16 protein-coding genes are annotated in these 15,916 nt (G+C 72.4%); 5 read left to right on the top strand and 11 right to left on the bottom strand.

The window, feature by feature from the left end; genetic code table 11:
• Window positions 1–21: 21 nt before the first annotated feature.
• Entirely contained in the window at window positions 22–303 is a 282-nt protein-coding gene (locus J2X49_RS03765; protein ID WP_310122721.1) for a hypothetical protein, read from the bottom strand.
• A gap of 137 nt (window positions 304–440) precedes the next feature.
• Between J2X49_RS03765 and J2X49_RS03760 the strand changes: the two genes are divergently transcribed.
• Window positions 441–1,190, top strand: a complete 750-nt coding sequence (locus J2X49_RS03760; RefSeq protein WP_310122718.1) for a hypothetical protein — start codon at window positions 441–443, stop codon at window positions 1,188–1,190.
• Between the two features lie 127 nt (window positions 1,191–1,317).
• On the opposite strand, the gene J2X49_RS03755 is transcribed toward J2X49_RS03760, so the two are convergent.
• From J2X49_RS03755 to J2X49_RS03745, 3 genes are read right to left on the bottom strand one after another with little or no spacing between them, the layout of a single operon-like run.
• Window positions 1,318–2,184, bottom strand: coding sequence for an SDR family NAD(P)-dependent oxidoreductase (locus tag J2X49_RS03755; protein ID WP_310122715.1), 867 nt, complete (start codon window positions 2,182–2,184; stop codon window positions 1,318–1,320).
• Between the two features lie 7 nt (window positions 2,185–2,191).
• The gene (locus J2X49_RS03750) at window positions 2,192–3,706 is read right to left on the bottom strand and encodes a CoA-acylating methylmalonate-semialdehyde dehydrogenase (protein WP_246993096.1); all 1,515 of its coding nucleotides are present in this window, start codon (window positions 3,704–3,706) and stop codon (window positions 2,192–2,194) included.
• 29 nt (window positions 3,707–3,735) lie between these two features.
• On the bottom strand, window positions 3,736–4,896 hold the full coding sequence (locus J2X49_RS03745) for an iron-containing alcohol dehydrogenase (protein WP_146355914.1): 1,161 nt from the start codon (window positions 4,894–4,896) through the stop codon (window positions 3,736–3,738).
• 126 nt (window positions 4,897–5,022) lie between these two features.
• Here J2X49_RS03745 and J2X49_RS03740 point away from each other — a divergent pair, with 126 nt between their 5' ends.
• A complete protein-coding gene (locus J2X49_RS03740; RefSeq protein ID WP_310122705.1) occupies window positions 5,023–5,919 on the top strand; it encodes a LysR family transcriptional regulator in 897 nt (298 codons plus the stop codon).
• Between the two features lie 41 nt (window positions 5,920–5,960).
• Here the strand turns inward: J2X49_RS03740 and J2X49_RS03735 are convergent, their stop codons facing one another.
• The 7 genes from J2X49_RS03735 to J2X49_RS03705 form a co-directional block, all read right to left on the bottom strand.
• Window positions 5,961–7,025 (bottom strand): Fic/DOC family N-terminal domain-containing protein, encoded by a 1,065-nt coding sequence (locus tag J2X49_RS03735; RefSeq protein WP_310122703.1) that lies wholly within the window; start codon window positions 7,023–7,025, stop codon window positions 5,961–5,963.
• Window positions 7,026–7,137: 112 nt separating this feature from the next.
• Window positions 7,138–8,079, bottom strand: a complete 942-nt coding sequence (locus J2X49_RS03730; RefSeq protein ID WP_310122698.1) for a C-terminal binding protein — start codon at window positions 8,077–8,079, stop codon at window positions 7,138–7,140.
• A 4-nt stretch (window positions 8,080–8,083) separates the two neighbouring features.
• Window positions 8,084–8,872 (bottom strand): fumarylacetoacetate hydrolase family protein, encoded by a 789-nt coding sequence (locus J2X49_RS03725; protein WP_310122695.1) that lies wholly within the window; start codon window positions 8,870–8,872, stop codon window positions 8,084–8,086.
• 11 nt (window positions 8,873–8,883) lie between these two features.
• The gene (locus J2X49_RS03720; RefSeq protein ID WP_310122693.1) at window positions 8,884–9,945 is read right to left on the bottom strand and encodes an Ldh family oxidoreductase; all 1,062 of its coding nucleotides are present in this window, start codon (window positions 9,943–9,945) and stop codon (window positions 8,884–8,886) included.
• Window positions 9,942–10,223 (bottom strand): LysR family transcriptional regulator, encoded by a 282-nt coding sequence (locus J2X49_RS03715; RefSeq protein WP_310122690.1) that lies wholly within the window; start codon window positions 10,221–10,223, stop codon window positions 9,942–9,944. Before J2X49_RS03715 ends, J2X49_RS03720 begins: the two co-directional genes overlap by 4 nt.
• Window positions 10,220–11,773: an NAD(P)/FAD-dependent oxidoreductase gene (locus J2X49_RS03710; RefSeq protein WP_310122688.1), complete on the bottom strand. Its 1,554-nt coding sequence runs from the start codon at window positions 11,771–11,773 to the stop codon at window positions 10,220–10,222. The genes J2X49_RS03715 and J2X49_RS03710 overlap by 4 nt, the downstream gene beginning before the upstream one ends.
• A 15-nt stretch (window positions 11,774–11,788) precedes the next feature.
• Window positions 11,789–12,694 carry an alpha/beta hydrolase gene (locus J2X49_RS03705; protein WP_310122686.1) on the bottom strand — a complete coding sequence of 302 codons (906 nt, stop codon included), beginning with the start codon at window positions 12,692–12,694 and terminating at the stop codon, window positions 11,789–11,791.
• 200 nt (window positions 12,695–12,894) lie between these two features.
• On the opposite strand from J2X49_RS03705, the gene J2X49_RS03700 reads away from it, so the two are divergent.
• The 3 genes from J2X49_RS03700 to J2X49_RS03690 are packed head-to-tail and all read left to right on the top strand — an operon-like array spanning window position 12,895 to window position 15,868.
• On the top strand, window positions 12,895–14,244 hold the full coding sequence (locus tag J2X49_RS03700; RefSeq protein WP_310122683.1) for an MmgE/PrpD family protein: 1,350 nt from the start codon (window positions 12,895–12,897) through the stop codon (window positions 14,242–14,244).
• A complete protein-coding gene (locus J2X49_RS03695; RefSeq protein ID WP_310123930.1) occupies window positions 14,241–15,215 on the top strand; it encodes an NADP-dependent oxidoreductase in 975 nt (324 codons plus the stop codon). Before J2X49_RS03700 ends, J2X49_RS03695 begins: the two co-directional genes overlap by 4 nt.
• Entirely contained in the window at window positions 15,212–15,868 is a 657-nt protein-coding gene (locus J2X49_RS03690) for a TetR/AcrR family transcriptional regulator (protein WP_310122680.1), read from the top strand. Before J2X49_RS03695 ends, J2X49_RS03690 begins: the two co-directional genes overlap by 4 nt.
• Window positions 15,869–15,916 lie beyond the last annotated feature (48 nt).

The following is a 15,916-nucleotide window of genomic DNA, read 5'->3' as shown; positions in this document are numbered from 1 at the left end:
GGTGCGACCCTATCCCGGCGGCTACGGGCGCACGTCGAGCGGGTCGCCGTCCGGCCCCTCGAGCGCGACGTAGCGCATGTGCCACCGCAGCCCGTCAGCGGTGCGGCCGATGCAGACGTAGACGATCGCCACCGCGTCGCCCATCGGGTACGGCACCGGCATGCGCGCCATCGGCACCCCCATCTCCGTCGTGCCCGGCACGGGCTCCCAGTCGTCGGTGACCGTGCCGTCGAGCGGGCCGCCGACGAACTCGGCCAGCCTCGAGCGCTGCATGGCCACCATGGTGTCGAGATCGAGGTGCATGGGCTCAGCCTGGCGACGGCCGCTGACATCGATGCGCCGAGCGGCGCGGCGCTCGCGCCGGCCGCGCCGCGCCCGCCTCCCAGCCCGCCCGACCTACGATCGAGCACGAGACGGCCGCGTCGGAAGGGGTCCGCAGCATGCGCCACGCACGTGTCGGCCGCGTCGCCGCCGCCAGCCTCCTCCTCGCACTGCCGACGCTCGCGCTCACCGGGTGCTTCATCCCCAGCCCGCCGCCGGTGCCGAGGCCCGAGAGCCTCGAGCCGATCGCGCAGGGCTCGCCGGATGAGGGCGACGTGCGCACCGGCTTCATCCCCGGCGACGGCACCGCCGAGCTCACCCTGCTCATCGACCAGCGCGCTGCGGTCGTCGCCACCGCATCCTCGACCGACGACGAGGACCTCACGCTGCGCATCGTCGGCGACGGCGCCGACGTCGAGAACGACGACGGCTACGACGAGGCCGGCGGCTTCGCGCTCGACACCAGCACCCGCGACCCGCTGCTCGCGACGGTGCTCGAGCCCGGCAGCTACACGATCGAGGTCGCCGAGTACGGCGGCGATGCGACCGGCTTCGAGTTGCAGGTGCTGACGAGCACGGATGCGGTGGGTCCGGGGGAGCAGGTCGAGCTCATGGTCGAGCCGGGGCGGCCGGGGGTCGCGATCGCGACGATCGGCGCCGCGACGCAGGCGATCAGCGCGACCGCTGACTTCGAGACCGTGCTGTGGGCGCAGATGGGCGACTCAGAGGCGACGTATCGCGACGAGGACTTCGGGGGCGACGGCAATCCGCGCATCGAGCTGTTCGGGGAGTCGGCGCAGGAGGTGGTGGTCGTGGCGTTCGAGGTGGAGGCGGGCGGCGGCGGGGTGGTGACGGTCAGCGTGGAGTGATTGGTCTCGATACGCCGCCTGCGGCGGCTACTCGACCAGCGGGGCTGGGGCGGCGGCTCCTCGACCAGCGGGTGGGGGTGGCGCCGGGGCGGGAGTGGTCTCGATACGCGGCCGGCGGAGCCGGCCGCTACTCGACCAGCGGGGGTGGTGGCGGGGGCGCGGCCTCCGCCAGCAGGCGGGCGCGCTCGGCGACGAAGGGCGGCACGGGGTGCGTCATGACGTAGGGGCGGTCGTGCTCGATCGCGTCGAGCACGAGGGGGCCGACCGTGTCGGGCTCGATCGCGCCGGGGGCCTCGGCGCCCGCCCGCATCGGCTGCCCGTCGGTGTAGCTCGACCACGGCACGACGCCGCGCGTCTCGGCCCGATCCGCCTCGGGCCGCAGCCGCTCGCTGCCGGCGAAGCCGGTGCGCACGGGGCCCGGGTAGAGCAGCGTGACGCCGATGTCGAGGCCTGCCGCCTCGTACTCGGCACGCACCGCCATCGAGAAGCCGTCGATCGCCGCCTTCGACGCGGTGTACGCCGCGTGGCCGGGCACCGGCCGCAGCGTCGCTGCCGACGACGTGTTCACGATGTGCGACGGCAGCCCCGAGCGGCCCATGCGCGGCACGAACGCCCGGTGGCCGTGGAGCGCGCCCCAGAAGTTCACGCCCATGATCCACGCGAAGTCGTCGACCGACGCATCCCAGCTCGCCCGGTACGGCCGCCACGTGACGCCCGCGTTGTTCACGAGCACGGCGATGTCGCCGAGCTCGCGATACGCCGCATCCGCCAGCGCCTCGACCTCGGCGAGCTGCGACACGTCGCAGCGCACCGCGACGGCGCGACGGCCGCGCGCGCGCACCTCGTCGCGCACGCGCTCGGCCGCCGCCATGTCGACGTCGGCGACGACGACATCCATCCCCGCGCCCGCGAGCGCCATCGCGATCGAGCGGCCGATGCCGCCGCCACCGCCGGTGACGACCGCACCCCGCCCGCGCAGCTGCTCGCGACGCATCCGCGGCTCAGTTCTCGGGGAAGCCGAGGTTGAGGCCGCCGTGGCTCGGGTCGAGCCAGCGCTGCGTGATGGCCTTCTCGCGCGAGAAGAAGTCGAAGCCGGCGGCGCCGTAGGCCTTCGACGAGCCGAAGAGCGACTGCTTCCAGCCGCCGAACGAGTGGTAGGCCACGGGCACCGGGATCGGCACGTTGACGCCGACCATGCCGACCTGGATCTCGCGCTGGAAGCGGCGGGCGGCGCCGCCGTCGTTCGTGAAGATCGCCGTGCCGTTGCCGAAGGCGCCCGAGTTGATGAGCTCGACACCCTCCTCGAACGACTGGATGCGCACGACCGAGAGCACCGGCCCGAAGATCTCCTCCTCGTAGGCCTTCGACGTGGTGGGCACCTTGTCGAGCAGCGTCGGGCCGAGCCAGAAGCCGTCCGCCTCGCCGTCGACCTCGATGCCGCGGCCGTCGATGACGACCTCGGCGCCGTCGGCCTCGGCGATGCCGATGTAGCCGGCGACCTTGTCGCGGTGCGCCTCGGTGATGAGCGGGCCCATGTCGGTGCCGCGGCGGCCGTCGCCGATGCGCAGCGTCGCGACGCGCTCCTGCACCTTCTCGATGAGGGCGTCGGCGACCGAGTCGATCGCGAGCACGACCGAGACGGCCATGCAGCGCTCGCCCGCCGAGCCGAAGCCGGCGTTCACGGCCGCGTCGGCGACGAGGTCGAGGTCGGCGTCGGGCAGCACGAGCATGTGGTTCTTCGCGCCGCCGAGCGCCTGCACGCGCTTGCCGTGCTTGGCGGAGGTCTCGTAGATGTACTGCGCGATCGGCGTCGAGCCGACGAACGAGATCGCCTGCACCTCGGGCGCGGTGAGCAGCCCGTCGACGGCGACCTTGTCGCCGTGCAGCACGTTGAGCACGCCGTCGGGGAGGCCCGCCTCCTTCAGCAGCGCGGCCATCCACATCGCGGCCGACGGGTCCTTCTCGCTCGGCTTCAGCACCACCGTGTTGCCGGCGGCGAGCGCGACCGGGAAGAACCACAGCGGCACCATCGCGGGGAAGTTGAACGGGCTGATGATGCCCACGACGCCGAGCGGCTGCTTGACGGAGAAGACGTCGACGCCGGTCGAGGCGTTCTCGGAGTACGCGCCCTTCAGCAGGTTCGGGAACGCGGTCGCGAGCTCGACGACCTCGAGGCCGCGCGCGATCTCGCCACCCGCATCCGCGAGCACCTTGCCGTGCTCGCTCGTGATGATCTCGGCCAGCTCGCCGCGGCGCTCGTTGAGCAGCTCGCGGAAGCGGAACATGATCGCCTGCCGCCGCGCGATCGACAGGTCGCGCCAGGCGGGGAACGCCGCCGACGCCGACGCGATCGCCGCGCGCACGTCGGCGTCGTCGGCGAGCGAGACGTGCTTCGTGACGACGCCGAGCGCCGGGTCGTAGACGGGCGCCGTGCGGTCGCCGGCGCTCTCGTGCGGGCGGCCGTCGATCCAGTGGTGGACGGTCGTCGTCTCGGTGGTCTCTTCGGTGATGCTCATGGATGCTCCTGGTCGGTCGTGGGGATCGGTCACGCGTAGATCGCGCGGTACAGCTGCTCGACCTGCTCGGCGGTCGGCACGCGGGGGTTGTTGTTGGGGGAACCGGAGGCGAGCGCCTGCTGCGCCATCACCGGCACGCGCTCCTCCCAGAGCGCCTGCTCGATGCCGCGGCTCGCGGGCGTCGGCACCTCGAGCTCGTGGGCGAGCGCGCGCAGCTCGGCGACGAGCGCGTCGGCTGCCGCCTGGTCGTCGTCGTCGGCGGATGCGACGCCGAGCGTGCGCGCGCACGTCGCGTAGCGCTCGACGGCGTGCCCGACGGAGAAGGCGGTGATCTCGGCGAACAGCATCGCGTTGGCCATGCCGTGCGCGATCTGGAAGTGCCCGCCGAGCGGCCGGCTCATGCCGTGCACGAGGGCGACGGACGCGTTCGAGAAGGCCATGCCGGCGAGCGTCGCCGCCGTCATCATCTCCTCGCGCGCCTCGCGGTCGTCGCCGTCGCGGTAGGCGCGGCGCAGGTAGCGGCCGATGCGCGAGATCGCGGCGAGCGCGTACACGTCGGAGACCGGGTTGGCCTTGCGGCTCACGTACGCCTCGATCGCGTGGGTGAGCGCGTCGATGCCGGTGTCGGCGGTGAGGCGCGGCGGCATCGAGAGCGTCAGCTCGTAGTCGACGACCGCGGCCTTCGGCAGGTAGCCGGGGCCGGCGCACAGCATCTTCTCGTTGTTGGCGCTGTCGGTGATGATCGTGAACTGCGTCACCTCGGAGCCGGTGCCGGCGGTGGTGGGCACGGCGATCACCGGCAGCGCGGGCCCCATGAACTGGAACGGCGCCTTGAGCTCGCGCATGTGCCCGCCGCGCACGGCGAGCACCGAGAGGGCCTTCGCGGTGTCGATGGGGCTGCCGCCGCCGAGCGCGACGATGCTGTCGGCGCCGTGCTCGCGGATCGCGGCGAGGCCCGACTCGAGCGAGTCGGTGGTGGGGTCGGGGATCGTGCCGTCGTAGACCGCCGCCTCCATGCCCGACGCGGCGAGCGACTCCGCCACCCGGGCCGCGACGCCCGTGGAGACGAGGAAGCGGTCGGTGACGACGATCGGCCGCGCGGCGCCCGAGGAGGCGAGCAGCTCGCCGATGCTGTCGACGCTGCCCGCGCCGAATCGGAGGATCGGGGGAGTGTTGATGTCGATGCTCACCGGGTGCACGCCTTCGTGATTCTCGGCCCCGCAGGACGGGGATGGATGCTCCCAGCCTGGGATGCGCGGATGCAGGCGTCAACGGCCAAACGCGCAGGCTCGACTGCAGAAGTGCAGAATGGATGCATGGACGCTGAGAACCTGCGCTACCTGCTCGAGGTGGCCCGCACGGGCCGGCTGCGCGACGCCGCCGCGCGCCTGCAGGTCGACGAGACGACGGTGTCGCGGCGCATCAGCCGGCTCGAGCAGGAGCTCGGGGTGCGCATGTTCGACCGCACGCCGCAGGGCTGGCGCATCACCGAGCCCGCGCGGCTCGTGCTGCCGCACGCGGAGGCGGTCGAGTCGAGCATGGCGCGGGCGCTCGAGGCGGTCGTCTCGCGGGCGGGCGACCTGAGCGGCACCGCGCGGCTGCTCGCGCCCGACGGCTTCGGCGCCAACGTGCTCGTGTCGGGGCTGCGGCCGCTGCTCGACGCGCATCCGGGGCTCTCGGTCGAGGTGATCACCGCGACGAGCCACGACCTCATCACGGCGCGCGACTTCGACGTGGCCGTCACGCTCGAGCGGCCCTCGCCGCGCGCCGCGGCGGTGCAGCACCTCGCCGACTACGAGCTGCGCTGCTACGCCTCGCGCGCCTACCTCGAGCGCCACGGCACGCCGGCGACGGTCGAGGAGCTGCGGCGCGACCACGACCTCATCTGGTACGTCGAGGCGCTGCTCGACGTGGCGCCCCTGCGCATCCTCGACGAGCTGCTGCCGCGCGCCCACGCGCGGCTGCAGACCAACAACATCACCGGCCAGCACAGCGCCGCGCGCGCCGGCCTCGGCGTCGCGCTCCTGCCGACCTACATCGGCGGCGCCGACCCCGAGCTCGTGGGCGTGCTCCCGGAGGAGCTGCGCATCCGCCGCACCTACTGGCTCGTCGTGCCGCGCGACCTCACCGAGCTCCTGCGGGTGCGCGTCATCACCGACGCGATCCGCTCGCTCGTCGCCGAGCACCCGCACCTGTCGAGGGCGACGGTGTGACCCGGTTCAGGCCTGATCGGTCCGCGTTCCTGTGAGCACGATCAGTCCTGGACGAGTGCAGCGAGGAACGGCCGATTGACGAACGCCTTCGTGCGGCCTGATGGCAGTTCCGTCATCAGGCCGCTGTCGCTCAGCCGATGAAGCCAGTTCGAGGCGGTCTGGCGCGTGACGCCGCAAGCCTCCACGACGTCGCGGATGGTGACGTAGGCGTTGCGGAAGAGGACGTCGACGAATTTCGTGCTCACCCCGTTCGGCAGGACACGATCAATCTCTTCGGCGGCCGTCGTGAAGGCAGCGCGAACGCGAACGGCTCTCTCGAGCGACCAGTGGGAGCCATCGCGAACCGCGAGCAGCATGAATTCGAGCCACGGCTCCCATGCGTCCTCTGCGGTGACGGCGAGCAGGCGCTCGTAGTAGTCGCGCCGCCCGTGGTTGATCATGCCGGAGAGATAGAGCACGGGCTGCTCGATCAGGCCGCTCTCGATGAGCAGAAGTTGGTTCAGGATCCGGCCCGTTCGCCCGTTGCCGTCGTGGAACGGGTGGATCGCCTCGAACTGGTAGTGGCTGAGCGCCATCCGAGTGAGCGGGTCGACCGATGCATCGTGCACGTAGGTCGCCCACTCATCGAGCAGTGAGGCGATCCGTTCGTGGCCCTCTGGGGGCGTGTAGACGCGCGTTCCGTCTGGGCGACCGATGTAGACGCCACCTCCCCGCCGGAACTGCATCGAATGACCCATGAGCTCATCGGCGACGAGGGTCGCCACCGCGGGGGAGACGGGCCGAGCACGGAGTGCGTCCACGCCTACGATCAGTGCGCTTCGTGCCCGCAGGGCTTCGGTGGTTGCGGGAGTGGGAGTTCCGACTCCCGCGGCCTCGCGCAGGAGCTCATCGCTGGTGGTGACGATGTTCTCGATGGCCGAAGAGGCCTGCGCCTCCAAGATCGGAACGACGGCCGCGAGCACGCCCGGATTCGGAATGGACCGAGCTGCCTCATCCGCGCGCCCCAATGCGCTTGCCGCCTCGAGCAGCAGCGTGCTGGGAGGCTGGACAGGGCGCGGACGTGGCGACAGGTCGTTGTACGGTTCGTGCGGGGTCCACGATGACATGTCGGCTTCCTCAACACTTCGGTCGAATGTGTTACCCAAACAGCCAAGAAGTTAACACGTTCGCCGGATATGTTCGCGACGTCGACAGGTGCTGGGGACAGCGGCTCGGCCGCTACGCGACGCGGTCGGGCGGATCCTCGCCCTGCAGCAGCCGCCGCGCCCGCGCGACGGCGCCGGCCTGCAGGGCGTCGAGCGAGCTGCGCGACTTCCACGCCGAGTGGGGCGTGAGCACCGCGTTCGGCGCCGAGCGCAGCGGGTGGTCGGTCGCGAGCGGCTCGTGCTCGAAGACGTCGAGCCCCGCGCCGCCGAGGTGGCCGCTGCGCAGCGCGTCGGCGAGCGCGTGCTCGTCGACGAGGCCGCCGCGCGAGACGTTGACGATGACGGCGCCGCGCGGCATGCGCGCGATCGCGTCGGCCGAGACCAGGTGCCGCGTCGCGTCGGTGAGCGGTACGTGCAGCGACAGCACGTCGCTCGCGGCGATGAGCTCGTCGACGTCGGCGGCCGGCACCGCGTCGAACGCGGCGACCGGGTCGTGCGCGCGCACGTCGGCGCCGAGGTCGCGCCACCAGGTCGCGACGCGCCGACCGATGCGCCCCATGCCGATCACGCCGACGCGGAGCCGGCTGAGCAAGGGGCTGTCGAACGGCACGGCGCTCGCCCACGCGCCGCGCGCGATCGCGGCCTGGCCCTGGGGGATGCGCCGGCTCAGCATGAGCCCGAGGGCGAGGGCGTGGGAGGCGACCTCCTCCGACGACGCGTCGGGCACGATCGACACGGGCACCCCGAGCTCGGCCGCGGCGGCGACGTCGATGTTGTCGTAGCCGATGCCGTAGCGCACGACGCCGAGGCACCGCATCCGCTCGAGGTCGTGCCGCTCGAGCCGCACGTACGGCGTCACCATCACGACCGCGGCCTGCGGCAGCGCAGCCGCGAAGGCCGCCGCATCCGGGGCGGCGACGAGGTCGACCCCGAGCTCCGCCGCGAGGGCCTCCTCACGGGCGAGGTCGGGGAACTGGTGCGGGGCGACGAGCAGCGTGCCGGGGGCGGGCGTCACCGGGTCATGCCCCGCCCGCGCCGACGATGCGGTTGCGCAGCGTCTCGACACCCGCCAGCTTCGTCTCGAGCAGCTGCCCGGGCTCGAGGTGGCGGGGCGGCTGCATGCCGTGGCCGACGCCGCCGGGCGTGCCCGTGGCGATGATGTCGCCGGGGCGCAGCCGCACGAGGGCGGAGGCGTAGGCGACGAGGTCCGCGGGCCCGAAGACGAGCTCGTCGATGCTGCCGTGCTGCACGACCTCGCCGTCGACGCGGGTGGTGATCTCGATGTCGCCGCGCAGCGGCGCGACGATCGACCCGACGGGCGTCAGGCTGTCGAGCGCCTTCCCCTGCAGCCACTGCGTCGTGCGGTACTGGTGGCCGCGCGAGGTGACGTCGTTGAGCGCGAGCACGCCGAGCACCGCGTACGACGCGGTCTCGCGCGGCTCGTCGCGCACGTGCGCGCCGACGACGAGGGCGATCTCGCCCTCCCAGTCGAGCTGGTCGACGTCGGCCGGCCGTGCGATGTCGTCGGCGGGCCCGATGCACGAGTCGACGAACTTCGCGAAGAGGGTCGGATGCGTCGGCGCCTCTCGCCCCATCTCCTCGATGTGCGGGCGGTAGTTGAGCCCGACGCAGAGGATCTTCGCCGTCTCGCGCACGAACGGCAGCGGCTGCGCCGCGGCCTCGTCGAGCACCTCGCCGGTCGGCGCCGGCACGGCCTCGAGCACGCGCCCGCCGTCCCAGTCGCCGAGCACCGCGAGCCGCCCGTCGTCGCGCCGCACGAGCAGGTCGCGGCCGTCATCCGCGCGCACGCGCTGCAGCATCACGCGCCGCCCCCGAACGGCGAGGCGACGCCGGCCGCGGCGGCGAGCGCCTCGACCTCGTCGGCCGTCGCGGCCGCGAGCGGGATCGCCTCGGCGGTGCGCGCCGCGGCGGCGCGCTCCAGGTCGCCCGGCGCGTAGACGGCGTCGACGCCCGGCGCCCGGGGGCTCCGGCGGATGCGGTCGGCCAGCCGGTCGGTGCGCTCGGCGACGCTCTCCCCGGCCTCGAACCGCGACGCGTCGATGCCGATGAACACGTGCGAGCAGTCGTTCGGCTCGTCGTGCTGCTTGTAGAGGCTCCGCACCTCGCCGGCGATCGCGCCGCCGCCGAGCACGCCCGTGAGCACCTCGATGAAGAACGCGAGGCCGAAGCCCTTGGCGCCCGCGGCCGGCAGCAGCAGGCCCGCCCGTGCCGCGGAAGGATCGGTGGTCGGGGCGCCGTCGGCGTCGGTCGCCCAGGTCGGCGGGATCTCGGCCCCGGCGCGCTCGGCCTCGATGATCTTGCCGAGCGCCACGGCGGAGAGCGCCATGTCGGCCACGTGCGGCGCCGCGCCGCCCGGCGCGGCGATCGAGAGCGGGTTGTTGCCGAGCACCGCTTCGGCGCCGCCGACGGCGGGCATGAGCGGCGCGGTGTTGGCGGCCACGATCGCGACGAGCCCCGCCTCGGCCATGCGGCTGCTGAAGGCACCGGCCCGCCCGAAGTGGTCGGCGCTCCGCGTCACGACGACGGCCATGCCGGCCGAGCGCGCCTTCTCGATGCAGAGGTCGACGGCGCGCGCGGCCGACCAGGCGCCGAAGCCGTGCCCGGCGTCGAGGATCGCGCCGGTCTCCCACTCGCGCTCCACGGTCACCGCGTCGTCGCCGCGCACGGCGCCGCTGCGCAGCCGCTCGAGGTAGATGCCGAGGCGGGAGACGCCGTGCGAGGCGACGCCGTGGCGGTCGGCGTCGACGAGGCCGTCGGCCACCGCCTCGGCGACCGCGTCGACGCATCCGCCCGCCACGAGGATGTCGCGCACCGCGCGCTGCAGCCGCTCGGGCGCGACCGGCCGTGCCGCCGCCGTCATGCGGCGCGCAGCCGGCCGCCGCGCGCCGCGGCCGCCGCGAACTCGTCGGCAGCAGCGAGCACGTGCTCGGCATAGGGGAGCAGGCGCCGGCCGTCGTCGGTGAGCCGCACCTGCCGGGCGCGCTCGACGAGCTCGCACCCGAGCGCGATCTCGAGCTGCTTGATCTGCAGCGACAGCGCCGGCTGCGTGATGAACAGCACCGATGCGGCGCGGCCGAAGTGCAGCTCCTGCGCGAGCGCGGCGAAGCACTGCAGGCGCCACAGGCTCAGCCCGTTCACGCCGAGACCCCCTCGAGCGAGCGCGCGCCCTCGGCGGGCTCGCCGTCGACGAGGTACTCGTCGGGGCGGAACCGGCCGCTCTCGCGGCGGAACTTGTGCATGAAGTCGGGCCACACCGTCGTCAGGCGGCCGAAGCGCTCGTCGACGTACCAGCTGTGGCAGCCGCCGTTCAGCCACACCGTGTCGGCCGCGCGGGCGTCGACCGAGTCGACGAAGCGGTCCTGCGCCTCCTGGGTGATCTCGAGCGTCGACGCCCCGGTGCCGTCGAGGAAGTCGAGCGCGCCGAGGATGTACTGGATCTGCGACTCGACGATGTAGATGATCGAGCCGGCCCCGAGGCCCGAGTTGGGTCCGTTCATGATGAAGAGGTTGGGGTAGCCCGCCACCGTGCTGCAGGCGTAGGCCGCCCCGCCCCGCGTCCACGCGTCGGCCATCGAGCGGCCGTCCGCGTCGAAGATGCGGTGCGTGATGGGCAGGTCGGAGGCCTCGAAGCCGGTCGCGAGCACCAGTGCGTCGAGCTCGTGCTCGACGGTGCCGCCGTCGGCGGTGGCCGTGAGGATGCCGCGCTCGGAGACCTCGACGATGCGGCCCGTCTCGAGCGCGACGCTGTCGCGCAGGAACGTCGGGTAGTACTCGTTCGAGATCAGGATGCGCTTGCAGCCGATCAGGTAGTCGGGCGTCAGCTTGTCGCGCAGCTCGCCCTCGGGCACCTGCGCCGCGAGGTGGTCGAGCGCGGTCGCCTCGATCTTCGCGATGAAGTCGGCGATGCCGCGGCGCTGCGGGAAGCGCGCCTCGTTGCCCCAGAACAGCTCGTCGCGGAGCGCCTGCGCCGTCTCGGGCATGCGGCGGAACATCGCCTTCTGCGCGTCGGTGTACTCGTGGTCGACGCGGGGGATGATGTACGGCGCCGAGCGCTGGAAGACGGTCAGCTGCTCGGCGGTCTTCGCGAGCTCGGGCACGATCTGGATGCCGGAGGCGCCCGAGCCGATCACGCCGACGCGCTTGCCCGTCGCGTCGAACGAGTGGTCCCACTGCGCCGAGTGGAACATCGGCCGCTCGAAGCGCTCGAGGCCGGGGATGCTCGGCAGCTTCGGGTCGGAGAGGTGGCCGGCGGCGCTCACCACGATGTCGGCGCTGAAGCGGCCCGCGGTCGTCTCGAGCACCCAGTGCTGCCGCTCGGGGCGCCACGTCGACTCGAGCAGCTCGGCGTCGAACGTGATGTGCGGCATGACGCCCTCGTCGATGGCCGCCTCGCGCAGGTACGCGTGGATCTCGGGCTGGGAGGCGTAGACGCGCGACCAGTCGGGGTTGGGGCGGAACGAGTAGGAGTAGAGGTGCGATTGGATGTCGCACGCGGCGCCCGGGTAGGTGTTGTCGCGCCAGGTGCCGCCGACGTCACCGGCGCGCTCGAGGACGACGAAGTCGTGCTCGCCGCGGCGCCGCAGCTGGATGGCGAGGCCGAGGCCCGCGAAGCCCGAGCCGATGATCGCGATGCGGTGGTGGGTCGTGGACGGCTGGGCGGTGCTCGCCGTGGTGGATGCGGTCTGCATGATGCGCTCCTGCTCTCAGGCGTGGTCGACGGGGACGATGGCGCCCGCGGGGTGCTCGTGCGGGTCGAGGGTGAAGTCGTCGATGGCGACGGCGAGCTGCGCCGGGCGCTCGACGGTGACGGCGTGGCCGCTCTCGATCTCGAGGTAGCGGGCGTCGGAGACGGCGCCGAACAGCATGCGCGAGTGGTGCAGCGGCACCATCGCGTCGTGGGTGCAGCCGACGACGAGCGTGGGCACCTCGATGCGGCTGAGCCCCGAGGCGATGTCGATGTCGCGGTTGAGGCGCATGATCTGCGGCGGGAACGGCCGCGACGCGACCGCCTGCTGCAGCTCGCGCCAGTCGCGCTCGTTGCGGCCGACGACGAAGCCCGCCGAGTAGGCCATGAGCAGCGTGTAGCGGCTGAGCGCCTCGGGGTCCTCCTGCAGTCGCTGCCACAGGTCGTTGCGCAGCAGCTGGTGCCGATCGGTCTTCGACCAGCCGGCGACGAGCGACAGCGAGGCGAGCGCGTCGGGCCGGTCGGAGGCGTACGCGGCGGCGACGACGGCGCCGAACGAGTAGCCGACGAGCGCGACCGGTCCGTCGGCCGCGGCGTGCTCGACGACCGCGCGCACCTGGTCGACGGCGTCGGCGAGCGTGAGCTCGGCGTCGTCGGCGGGCAGCTGCAGGTCGAAAGCGACGACCCGCCGCGTGAAGCTGAGGATCGGGTAGACCGCCCAGAAGCTGCCCCGCGCGGTGCCCGAGCTGCCGTGCACGAGCACGATCGTCGGGGCCGTCGTCTCGTTGCCGCTGTCGTAGACCGGGATCGATCGCCCCGCGTGCTGCACGTGCCCGCTGGGCGTGACCAGCAGCGGCTCTCGCAGCGTGCCGTCGGCGTGCCAGGCGCTGCGCGTCTGCTGCTCGGCGTCCTGCTTCGTGACCATCGCCACCTCACTCCATCGTGATCTGGATTCTGATAGCGCACTATCAAAATGTGTTCTCTCGGAGGCTACACGGCCGATGCGGTCATGCCAATACGGCAAACTGATTGCGCGCTCTCATCGCGCATCCTTAGCATCGTGCAGGGTCGCGCGTCGCCGCTCCCGCACTACAGCCTTGCGACACAGACGGGATCGGTGCCGAGATGGCCGAGTCGATGGAGCGCACCCTCATCGCGGCACTGAGCGAGTACGTCGCTAGGTCCGCGGCCGAGCCGCTTCCACCGAGCGTCCGGCGCGCGACGAAGGTCGCACTCCTCCACAACCTCACTGTCGGCCTCGCGGCGACTGGCATGCCGCTGCCGGGCGTGCAGCCGGACCGCGCCCTGCCCTGGGCTGCGTCCCCGACTACGCCGACCGACCTTGCCTTCGCCACATCGCTCCGCATGGGTGCGAGGGCGCAGCACGACGAGCACCCACCCTCGGTCTCGCACCTGGGCAGCGCGGTCACTCCGGCGTGTCTCGCGATCGCTCCCCGCAACGTCGACGGCGGGCGACTGCTCGCGGCCATCGCGACCGGCTACCAGATTGGCGGCGTGCTCGGCACGGAGCTGCTCTCCGGGATGCGGTCGCGGGGGCTGCGGTCGACTGGGATCGTCGGCCCGATCGCGGCCGCGAGCGCCGTCGCTGTCGTGCTCGGGTTCGATGAGGCGAGCTCCGCCAACGCGATCGCACTCGCGACGAACCGCGCGGCGGGCCTCACCGAGGTCTGGCTAGCGGGCACCGACGAATGGCGCTTGCAGACCGCCGCCGCGGCGCGCGACGGCCTGGAATCGGCACTGTGGGCGGAAGCGGGCACGCGCGGCGCTCTGACTGTCCTCGAGGGTCGATCCGGGCTGTTGAACGCGCTCGGCGCCGCGCCGATCACCGCGCGGTCCCTCGCTCGAGCGCTCCGGGGTGAGTCTGTGATCGAGCAGGTCCTGCTCAAAGCCCACCCGGTGTGCGCGATCAACCAGGCAGCCGTGGAGGTGGCGATCCGGCTCCGCGAAGGGGAGCCGGGCCTGCAGGATGACGACATCCAGCGGGTCGTCGTGCGGCTCGCCGACGAGGACGCCGCTTACCCCGGTATCGCTGTCGAGCACGCGCCGACCTCGTGGCCCCAGGCGATGATGGATGCCCGGCAAGGTGTGGCGGTCGCGCTCGCGGAGGGGAGGGTCGACGTCAACGCGCTGCACCCTGGGAGCGCGGCGGTTCAGCGTCTTCGCGGCCGAATCGAGGTCGTGGGCGGCATGCCGACGACAGGCGGGCATGGCGCCGAGGTCACGATCGAGCTCAGGAACGGCCGACGACTCCGCGATGCCACATCGAAGGTCGACGTGGATCCCGACCGCCAGGCTCAGTTGGCGAGCGAGTTGCTGCCACGGGCGGGCATCGTGCCGGACGTGGCAGAGCGACTGCCGGCGCTCGTCGACGGCTTGGACGAGCCGGGCGGCGTGGCGCGGCTCATCGACGCGCTCGGTGACGTCCCGCCCTGGGGGACTCTGTGCAGCGCATGATGCAGGCGGTCGCCGCGACCGCTTGGGGAGCGCCCGAGGTGCTGCAAATCGTCGACGTGCCGGTACCCGAACTGCTCCCTGGCGAGGTGCTCGTGCGGGTCGAGGCCGCGGGCGTCAACCCAACGGATTGGAAGTCGCGCGCCACCGGGGGTCGCCGGCTGTGGAGGGATCCGGCAATCCTCGGCTTCGATCTCGCCGGCGTGGTCGAGGCCGTCGCTGACGGCTCGCACACGCTCGAAATCGGTGACCGCGTCTTCGGCATGCCGCGCTTCCCATTGCCCGCCCAGGCCTATGCGCAGCTGGTAGCCGCGCCGGCCCGCCAGCTCACCCGGATCCCGGACGGTATGGGCTTCGCAGAGGCTGCATCTCTGCCGCTCGCGGGACTGACGGCGCTACAGGCGCTCGAGGACGCCGGACGGGTCCGGGCGGGCCAATCCGTGCTGGTGTGCGGGGCCGCCGGAGGGGTCGGGCGACTCGCAGTGCAGATCGCCGTCGCGCTCGGGGCCGCCGTCACGGCATGCGCCCGACCCGAGCGGCTCTCCGACCTTGCCGCGCTGGGGGCGAGCGTTGTCGGGGCCGCGCCCAGCGGCATCCCGTCTGCGCCCTCCCTTCACGCGGTGGTCATCGATCCGTTCGGCGGCGATCGCACGGCTGCGCTGCTGGCTTGGTGCAGCGCAGGGGGAACGCTCGTCTCGCTGATCCCAAGGACGTCGGCTGCGGTCCAGGCAGAGGCAGCTGCAAGCGGCGTCGCGCTTCGCCGCATCGTGGTCGAGCCGTCGGAGCGCGGCATGGCGCGGCTCGCATCGCTTGTCGCGGAAGGCCGGCTCAAGCCTCGCGTCGCGCTCGAGCTGCCGCTCATCGCCGCGGCCGACGCGCATCGCGCGGGCGAGCGTGGCGGACTCGACGGGAAGATCGTCCTGCGGCCCTGGCGGGGCGCGGATGGTGCTCGGCTTGAGGAGGAAGAGCGGTGACCACAGCGTCGGAGATGTCCGCGCGACAACGGGGGAAGCAACGCAAACGCGATGCGATCCGGGCGGCCGCCGCATCGCTCATGGCGTCGAAGCAGCTCGATGAGATCACCATGCGGGAGGTCGCGCAACTCGCCGGCGTGGGCGAGGCGACGCTCTTCCGCTACGTCTCGGGGAAGAGCGACCTGCTGCACATGGTCTACGGAGACGAACTCGACGCCGTCCTCGATCGCATCGAGGAGCGCGATGCATCATTCGTCGCCGCGAATAGTACCCACGTGACGGGTGATCACTGCGTCCTGCGGGTGCGCGCCATTTACTTCGAGCGGTGCGCGTTCTACCGCCGCAATCCCGAGAACTCCGCGCGGTACCTGCGGGAGGGCTTCCGTCCCGAGCACGGGCCGGCCTCTCGCAACATTGCTCAGGGTGACCGCACCATTCGCCTCGTCGCGTCGATCATCGACACGGGGCAGGCCAACGGCGTCCTCGACCTACGCCCCCAGCCCTTGCTGGTGGCTCAGAATTGCCACGCGATCTACATGCACGAGATCGACCGCACGCCCGTACGAGGTTTCGACCCGGATGCGATCTGGGACCGCGTCGGGCCCAGGCTCGACGCGCAACTGAACCCGCTTGTCCCGCTCGCCGGACGCTGACCGCCCGCGGCGGTGCCGATGAGTCCTGCCGATCGGGCGCGGTTCGAC

The sequence above is a fragment of the Agrococcus sp. BE272 genome, from assembly GCF_031457935.1.
Classification (GTDB): Bacteria; Actinomycetota; Actinomycetes; order Actinomycetales; family Microbacteriaceae; genus Agrococcus; species Agrococcus sediminis.
The sequence above is the reverse complement of the archived record's forward strand: the minus strand, read 5'-3'. Positions and strand labels throughout refer to the sequence as shown.